8 protein-coding genes and 2 pseudogenes are annotated in these 7,840 nt (G+C 34.7%); 6 read left to right on the forward strand and 4 right to left on the reverse strand.

What is annotated here, in order from left to right; all coding sequences use genetic code 11:
* Nucleotides 1-374: 374 nt before the first annotated feature.
* Together ATN92_RS12760 and ATN92_RS12765 are read right to left on the reverse strand one after the other, a co-directional pair.
* Entirely contained in the window at nucleotides 375-587 is a 213-nt protein-coding gene (locus ATN92_RS12760) for a hypothetical protein (RefSeq protein ID WP_001748064.1), read from the reverse strand.
* 361 nt (nucleotides 588-948) lie between these two features.
* Entirely contained in the window at nucleotides 949-1,536 is a 588-nt protein-coding gene (locus tag ATN92_RS12765; protein WP_025016518.1) for a site-specific integrase, read from the reverse strand.
* Between the two features lie 77 nt (nucleotides 1,537-1,613).
* On the opposite strand from ATN92_RS12765, the gene ATN92_RS12770 reads away from it, so the two are divergent.
* From ATN92_RS12770 to tet(M), 6 genes and pseudogenes are all read left to right on the forward strand, one after another.
* Nucleotides 1,614-1,877 carry a type II toxin-antitoxin system PrlF family antitoxin gene (locus tag ATN92_RS12770; RefSeq protein ID WP_001748062.1) on the forward strand — a complete coding sequence of 88 codons (264 nt, stop codon included), beginning with the start codon at nucleotides 1,614-1,616 and terminating at the stop codon, nucleotides 1,875-1,877.
* Nucleotides 1,877-2,224, forward strand: coding sequence for a type II toxin-antitoxin system PemK/MazF family toxin (locus tag ATN92_RS12775; protein WP_024002471.1), 348 nt, complete (start codon nucleotides 1,877-1,879; stop codon nucleotides 2,222-2,224). Before ATN92_RS12770 ends, ATN92_RS12775 begins: the two co-directional genes overlap by 1 nt.
* Nucleotides 2,225-2,509: 285 nt before the next feature.
* Nucleotides 2,510-3,109, forward strand: a complete 600-nt coding sequence (locus ATN92_RS12780) for a hypothetical protein (protein WP_056950771.1) — start codon at nucleotides 2,510-2,512, stop codon at nucleotides 3,107-3,109.
* Nucleotides 3,078-3,731, forward strand: a pseudogene (locus ATN92_RS12785) (conjugal transfer protein); the annotation flags it as partial. The gene ATN92_RS12780 and the pseudogene ATN92_RS12785, both read left to right, overlap by 32 nt.
* Nucleotides 3,732-4,044: 313 nt before the next feature.
* Nucleotides 4,045-4,092 (forward strand): annotated as a pseudogene (locus ATN92_RS19675) (hypothetical protein); the annotation flags it as partial.
* 15 nt (nucleotides 4,093-4,107) lie between these two features.
* Nucleotides 4,108-6,027 (forward strand): tetracycline resistance ribosomal protection protein Tet(M), encoded by a 1,920-nt coding sequence (tet(M), locus tag ATN92_RS12795; RefSeq protein WP_000691727.1) that lies wholly within the window; start codon nucleotides 4,108-4,110, stop codon nucleotides 6,025-6,027.
* 225 nt (nucleotides 6,028-6,252) lie between these two features.
* On the opposite strand, the gene ATN92_RS12800 is transcribed toward tet(M), so the two are convergent.
* Nucleotides 6,253-6,771 carry a helix-turn-helix domain-containing protein gene (locus ATN92_RS12800; RefSeq protein WP_056950769.1) on the reverse strand — a complete coding sequence of 173 codons (519 nt, stop codon included), beginning with the start codon at nucleotides 6,769-6,771 and terminating at the stop codon, nucleotides 6,253-6,255.
* On the reverse strand, nucleotides 6,764-7,699 hold the full coding sequence (locus ATN92_RS12805) for a replication initiation protein (protein ID WP_001748065.1): 936 nt from the start codon (nucleotides 7,697-7,699) through the stop codon (nucleotides 6,764-6,766). Before ATN92_RS12805 ends, ATN92_RS12800 begins: the two co-directional genes overlap by 8 nt.
* Between the last annotated feature and the right edge of the window lie 141 nt (nucleotides 7,700-7,840).

The raw sequence follows: 7,840 nt of genomic DNA on the forward strand, positions 1-7,840 counted from the left end.
TCACTTCGTTCGTTGCCTAAAAAGGTGTGGCAAGCCACATTTATACGGGCGCTGACGCCCCGCACCCCGTCAAGCTGAAACAGCTTGACCGTTTTTTCACTCGCCGTTAGGCAGGAAAGCAAAGTTTTATAGAAACTTTGGCTTTCGCCAATTCAGTGTTAAGACTGGTTTAGAGCTGTCAATTCCTTATGCTCCCACGCTTTGCTCGTCCGCTACCATTGACAGCAAACAGTTAGCTTTTCTAAAACATAATAAGAATTTAACTGCTATGTCCCTTTTAAGGCCTTTATTTTCAATTCTCAGCAGTTTTAAGCATATTTACATATAATTTATACCAAAACAAAATAAAAAGCCCTCAGTGAGCTTTTAGAGGGCTAAATTACAAATCCTGGTCGATTAATAATATCTTCTTGTCTTTTTTGCAAAATGTAAGTGTACAAGGAATTATACAAATTCTGTTTGATCTCATCAGGTTCATGAACAAAAGCTTCAAACAATTCTTGAATATCAACTTGCCAAGGATCAGCAAGCATTTCATCAATTGGCTTTAATACTTTTTTTTCGTCCATCTGAGTTACTCCTAACATTAGCTAATTATTTCAGGTTTAAATTAAAGGCATCTTTTTATAGTTAGTTATTCAAAGATGGTAATTAAGTTTAGAAAGAAAAACGGTGTAAAGCAATTAAAAAGATTTGTTTGAGCGCAGCGAAATCTAATACAACTTTTTTTAGTATAAGCACAATCAACTTTAGTTGTTGTGTGTAAGTGCGCATTGAACTAAAAAACAACCTTTATTTCAATGATCAAGTTAGCTATTTTTTAGCGTCATTAAACGGAATGAAATGAGTTTAATGCGCACTTATACATAGAATTTATTCTATGTTGTGCTAGACCCATTAAAAACCTGTATCAGAAGTCGCCGTTGGCGACAACAAAATCAAACTAATTTACCCAAAATCAATTTGGTTCAACATGTTTTCTGTACTTGCTTGATCCAAGCCTAAATAAGCTAAAGTCATTGATTCACTTGAGTGATTTAGTAAGTGCATGACTAGGCCAATATTGTAATTTGATTGCGTGTAAACACGATAAGCCCCAGTTTTGCGCATCGTATGAGTACCTAGATAATTAATGCCTAATAGATCGCCAACCTTACTCATAATTTTGTAGAACTGTTTTTCAGTAATATGGCGTTCTGGGTGTTGAATTGAAGGAAAGAGCCATTCAGAATCCAGCTTATGATCAAGCAGCCATTGACGGTACAATAAGAGCTCTGTTTGAACAGGTTTAAGGTACAAGGTATTAGGTTTACCAGTTTTTCGGTCATGAATAAACGCATTTTGTTTAATAGAACCGTCCGGATTAAAAATATCGGCCTGTTTTAAGCCCATAACGTCACTCACTCGCAGTAGCGTCGCTTTACCAACTTGAAAAATCGTATAGTTACGTCGGCCAGCTTTAAAGTTATTGAGTAACGTATCTTGAACCTCTTTAAGAACGTTTGAATCTTTGATGGGTAAGACAACTTGTTGCATAGTCTTTTCTCCTTTTCTTGAGATATTAAAGCAGTTATGTTATTATTTTTGTAAGGAAAAAGTAAGGAGATGATATTGTGAGCGCAGGTAATGTAACTAAGGTTAGCTCGAAGATCACAAGTAAAAATCAGATTACAATTCCTAAAACAGTACGTGAACTGTTAAAAGTTCGGTCTACTGACACAATTGAATGGCAGATTGAACCAAATGGTAAAGTAATGATTGTCCGTAGTAAACCGGATCTATGGCAACTTGTTGATGAACAAGAAAAAAAGTTTGGAAATCTCAGTACAACAGAAGTTGATTGGGGTAAAGACGTAGAAAGCGAAGACTTTGATTAATGAAATTAAAACAAGGCGCTATTTTATGGATTAATTTAGATCCGGCTAAAGGCACTGAAACTAAGAAAAAGCGACCGTGTTTAGTTGTAAGCAACGATCACTATAATCGCTATTTTAATACGGTGCTAGTTGTGCCAATCAGTACCTCTGACAAATATCGTACCCAAGAAAAGTATGCTAAATCGCCGTTATTTATCAGGATAGATAACGGGAAAATTCACGGGACAGCGTTATTGCAACATGTCCGTGCTGTCGATCCAACAAAACGATCAGATGGCGAAGTTGTGGCCACTTTATCTCAGCAAGAAATTAGTTCAATTAGTACAAAGGTCCAACAATTTTTCTGAAAAGCAGATGTTATTTATTGATAAAAGAAACAAAATAGCCCCCAATATCTACATTATAGATATTGGGGGCTATTTTAACAATGTTTTTGAGGGGTTATTTGTTAAAAATGGGCCCTTAAAAATATATAGCTTACTTGATCTTCCCATTTTCCTGGAAGATCTTTTTTGTTCGAAAATAATCCGACAAAAATTTGTTTTCTTGTTTTTCTGTGCTAAAATTAAGCCGTCTACTCGAACGTGTGTTCGGATATTGAGCAAATAATTTTTAAGGAGGTTGAATCAGCCTTGTACTCATGGTTAATCGTAATATTAGTTGTTTTTTTTCTCATAACAATTGATTTTTTATATTTATGTGACCATATAAATGATACTATCATTGAAAATGGCTATTTTAAAAACATTCTTACAATTATTATTTCAATTTTATCTAGTTGGTTCATCTCCAAATATTTGGGCCCTTTTTTTCTAAATTTCACTTCAGAAGTTGGAGTTACCAATTCATTCGGCTTTATATTAATAATTGTTGCATTAATAGGCTTTTCACTCCTATTCAACGCTGCAAGGCATGACATTGTAACTAGGAAAAAAACTGTACAGCAGGCTCAAAAAAAATACTTCAGACACAATCAAGTCCTAACTTTTTCTATGGTTCATTACGTAATCGGAATAAGTAGTGTTGTAATAGTTAATAGCATTGTATATTTACCAATCTTCCTCGACTTTTTAATTCCGATTCCCAAAAGTTACCCTGGTAACGTTGAAAAAATTGAACTCCAAGAATTCATTACTTTTATTATTACTCTTGTAATGCCTTTTTTAATCATAGTTTTTACCCCCTTTTCTTTGAAAAAATTACTCTCCTCTCCAATCCCAAGAAGCCATTGATAAACGAAATGAGAAATTGACCCATTATTTGACGGAAGAATTGCAGGTATTAAATGAAGAAATGATTCGTAAGGATATTCCTACTAGTTCTAGTGTGAACGATATACAGGTGTGGCAGGTTTCTCAAGTGAATGAGAACACCTTTGAGGTACTGTTTTCTGTTGAACAAGTTATTACCGAAGACAAAGACAAGGAAACTATATCGTCTAGCTTTCATGTGGTTGTCCATATAGATGAATCAGATAATATGGTTATTATCAAAAATCCGACAATGAGTAAGAAACCTCAAAAATCGGACTACCAACCCAAACAGCTAGAAAGTGACCATACAGTAGATACAGAAACGATGGACGAAATCATTAGCTTTTTAGAAACGTTCTTCCAGCTCTATCCTACCGCCACAGAAAAAGAATTGACTTACTATGTAAGTAATCATGTGTTACCTATGATTAACAAGGAATATGTTTTCGAGGAATTGGTGAATCCTATCTTTACCAGAAAAGATAACCAAGTAATCGTGAATGTCGCTGTGAAATATTTAGATCAAGAAACAAAGGCAACCCAAATCTCGCAATTTGAGTTGATATTAGAAAAACAAGATAATTGGAAGATTGTAAAATAACAAATATTGGTACATGATTACAGATACTTTGTAATCATGTACTCTTTTTGATAAAAAATTGGAGATTCCTTTACAAATATGCTCTTACGTGCTATTATTTAAGTGACTATTTAAAAGGAGTTAATAAATATGCGGCAAGGTATTCTTAAATAAACTGTCAATTTGATAGCGGGAACAAATAATTAGATGTCCTTTTTTAGGAGGGCTTAGTTTTTTGTACCCAGTTTAAGAATACCTTTATCATGTGATTCTAAAGTATCCAGAGAATATCTGTATGCTTTGTATACCTATGGTTATGCATAAAAATCCCAGTGATAAAAGTATTTATCACTGGGATTTTTATGCCCTTTTGGGTTTTTGAATGGAGGAAAATCACATGAAAATTATTAATATTGGAGTTTTAGCTCATGTTGATGCAGGAAAAACTACCTTAACAGAAAGCTTATTATATAACAGTGGAGCGATTACAGAATTAGGAAGCGTGGACAAAGGTACAACGAGGACGGATAATACGCTTTTAGAACGTCAGAGAGGAATTACAATTCAGACAGGAATAACCTCTTTTCAGTGGGAAAATACGAAGGTGAACATCATAGACACGCCAGGACATATGGATTTCTTAGCAGAAGTATATCGTTCATTATCAGTTTTAGATGGGGCAATTCTACTGATTTCTGCAAAAGATGGCGTACAAGCACAAACTCGTATATTATTTCATGCACTTAGGAAAATGGGGATTCCCACAATCTTTTTTATCAATAAGATTGACCAAAATGGAATTGATTTATCAACGGTTTATCAGGATATTAAAGAGAAACTTTCTGCCGAAATTGTAATCAAACAGAAGGTAGAACTGTATCCTAATATGTGTGTGACGAACTTTACCGAATCTGAACAATGGGATACGGTAATAGAGGGAAACGATGACCTTTTAGAGAAATATATGTCCGGTAAATCATTAGAAGCATTGGAACTCGAACAAGAGGAAAGCATAAGATTTCATAATTGTTCCCTGTTCCCTGTTTATCACGGAAGTGCAAAAAACAATATAGGGATTGATAACCTTATAGAAGTGATTACGAATAAATTTTATTCATCAACACATCGAGGTCCGTCTGAACTTTGCGGAAATGTTTTCAAAATTGAATATACAAAAAAAAGACAACGTCTTGCATATATACGCCTTTATAGTGGAGTACTACATTTACGAGATTCGGTTAGAGTATCAGAAAAAGAAAAAATAAAAGTTACAGAAATGTATACTTCAATAAATGGTGAATTATGTAAGATTGATAGAGCTTATTCTGGAGAAATTGTTATTTTGCAAAATGAGTTTTTGAAGTTAAATAGTGTTCTTGGAGATACAAAACTATTGCCACAGAGAAAAAAGATTGAAAATCCGCACCCTCTACTACAAACAACTGTTGAACCGAGTAAACCTGAACAGAGAGAAATGTTGCTTGATGCCCTTTTGGAAATCTCAGATAGTGATCCGCTTCTACGATATTACGTGGATTCTACGACACATGAAATTATACTTTCTTTCTTAGGGAAAGTACAAATGGAAGTGATTAGTGCACTGTTGCAAGAAAAGTATCATGTGGAGATAGAACTAAAAGAGCCTACAGTCATTTATATGGAGAGACCGTTAAAAAATGCAGAATATACCATTCACATCGAAGTGCCGCCAAATCCTTTCTGGGCTTCCATTGGTTTATCTGTATCACCGCTTCCGTTGGGAAGTGGAATGCAGTATGAGAGCTCGGTTTCTCTTGGATACTTAAATCAATCATTTCAAAATGCAGTTATGGAAGGGATACGCTATGGTTGCGAACAAGGATTATATGGTTGGAATGTGACGGATTGTAAAATCTGTTTTAAGTATGGCTTATACTATAGCCCTGTTAGTACCCCAGCAGATTTTCGGATGCTTGCTCCTATTGTATTGGAACAAGTCTTAAAAAAAGCTGGAACAGAATTGTTAGAGCCATATCTTAGTTTTAAAATTTATGCGCCACAGGAATATCTTTCACGAGCATACAACGATGCTCCTAAATATTGTGCGAACATCGTAGACACTCAATTGAAAAATAATGAGGTCATTCTTAGTGGAGAAATCCCTGCTCGGTGTATTCAAGAATATCGTAGTGATTTAACTTTCTTTACAAATGGACGTAGTGTTTGTTTAACAGAGTTAAAAGGGTACCATGTTACTACCGGTGAACCTGTTTGCCAGCCCCGTCGTCCAAATAGTCGGATAGATAAAGTACGATATATGTTCAATAAAATAACTTAGTGTATTTTATGTTGTTATATAAATATGGTTTCTTGTTAAATAAGATGAAATATTTTTTAATAAAGATTTGAATTAATCCGAACAGCGTTCGGATTAATTTTACAATCTACCCACCAGAATAATCTGTGGGACAGTCCCAGCCCTCACCCTTTAGCTTGGCAGCTACAGATTGTTCAAATTTATCTTCCGCTATTTAACTAGTCTTCTTTTCTTTTTTAGTTGTAACTATTTACCAAAACGCCACCACTTTTTAGGTTTAGGTTGTGACTCCGGGGTGCTATTTTCAGGTTCCGGTTGTTTGTCTGACGTCACTTCTTTTTCACTATTATCATGCGGTGCCATCGTTAAGGCTTTCAAGTCCTTAATTTCTGCCTTGTATTCTTCGAGCAGTTGTTTGTCCTGTAAGGCCAATCTTTGTTGCTGATCTAGTAACTTATGTAACTCTTTCTTTTCAGATTGAAATTCTGATACTAAATTTCGAAGGAATTTCACTTCATCTTGTCCATCAACCGCATCTTTTTTGTTGTCGTCAACATCATCTTTTTGTTGACGGTATCTTGTTGATGAATCGTTTGAGAACATTGCTTTAATAGCTTTTTGCCCATCAACATCAACGTAAACAGTATTGCCTTTTGTTGATGTAAATTGACGTAAATCGATTGACACATCTCTTTTTATCTTTTGCCATATAGCCTGCTTTGAAACGCCCAATTCATCAGCAAGTTCTCTAATAGTTTTAGGCATGATTTCCAAACCCCTTTCGGAGTTCAGCAAGTGCTTCTTGTCTTGCTTGATCTCTTATTTTTTTATCGTGCTCGGCCTGTTTATCAGCCAATGCTTGTTTCTCAGTAGAGCCTAAAGTTAACCCCTTAACCTTGTCAATGGCGCGCCATTTTTCCTGCTCTGTTAATTCACCATTATGCTGAATATTAAAAAGCTTTTGACGCTCATCTTGTAATTGGCCTTGTGAGAAATCATTGGCATCTTTCTTTTCTGGTTTCCAGGTAAACGAATAGCCAATAACTGGTTTCCCACGCCCTTTACCATATTTTTTTCTAACCGTTAATCCTCTAAACAAAGGAGTTAATTCTTCTTTAATGGGTTTTATAACAAATTTATCGACGTTAGAGGGACTATTCCAGTAACTTTTGGGCATATCTAGTAATTCAAAAAAGTCTTCTTTAGAAAAATAAGCATATCCAGTGGTTCTGAACTGTTTTAGTAACCGAAACATTGTTTTTGCGTAACTACTTTTTAAATCTCTAAACTCTGCCAACGCATAACGAACCCAACTTTCAAGCTTGTTTAAAAGGGGTAAAGCACGTTCATAAACTTTTACGTCTACATAAGGTTCTTCTGCATCTCCATCAATTTTAAATTCTGTAAACAAAACAAAAAACTCTCGAGTTAATCCACTTTTACTTCGTCTACCAAAATGTAATCCCATCATTTTTTCATAAGTTCTCTGAATGTCATCTTCAAAACGGTTATTTGCAGTAGGTTTATAAGCACTTAGCTCTTTTAATTGATCAAAAGTAAAACGAATGGTCTGATCACTCTTATCACGCATACGAGAAATAATCGAAAAAAATAAATTCATTTCAACTGGAGTAAATTTTCGAAGTGGAATGGTATTTAACTCTGGATCATATTTAATAATTTCATTTCCCATGCTGTACCTCCTAATGATTACAAATTAATTTTAGATTATGTTTATCAAGTAGTCAACTTTATAGTTCTACTTGATAAACAGACAAAACCTACTTGATAAACAGACAAAACCTACTTGATAAACAGATTCAAGAGGGGTCTA

The sequence above is a fragment of the Companilactobacillus bobalius genome (assembly GCF_009764355.1).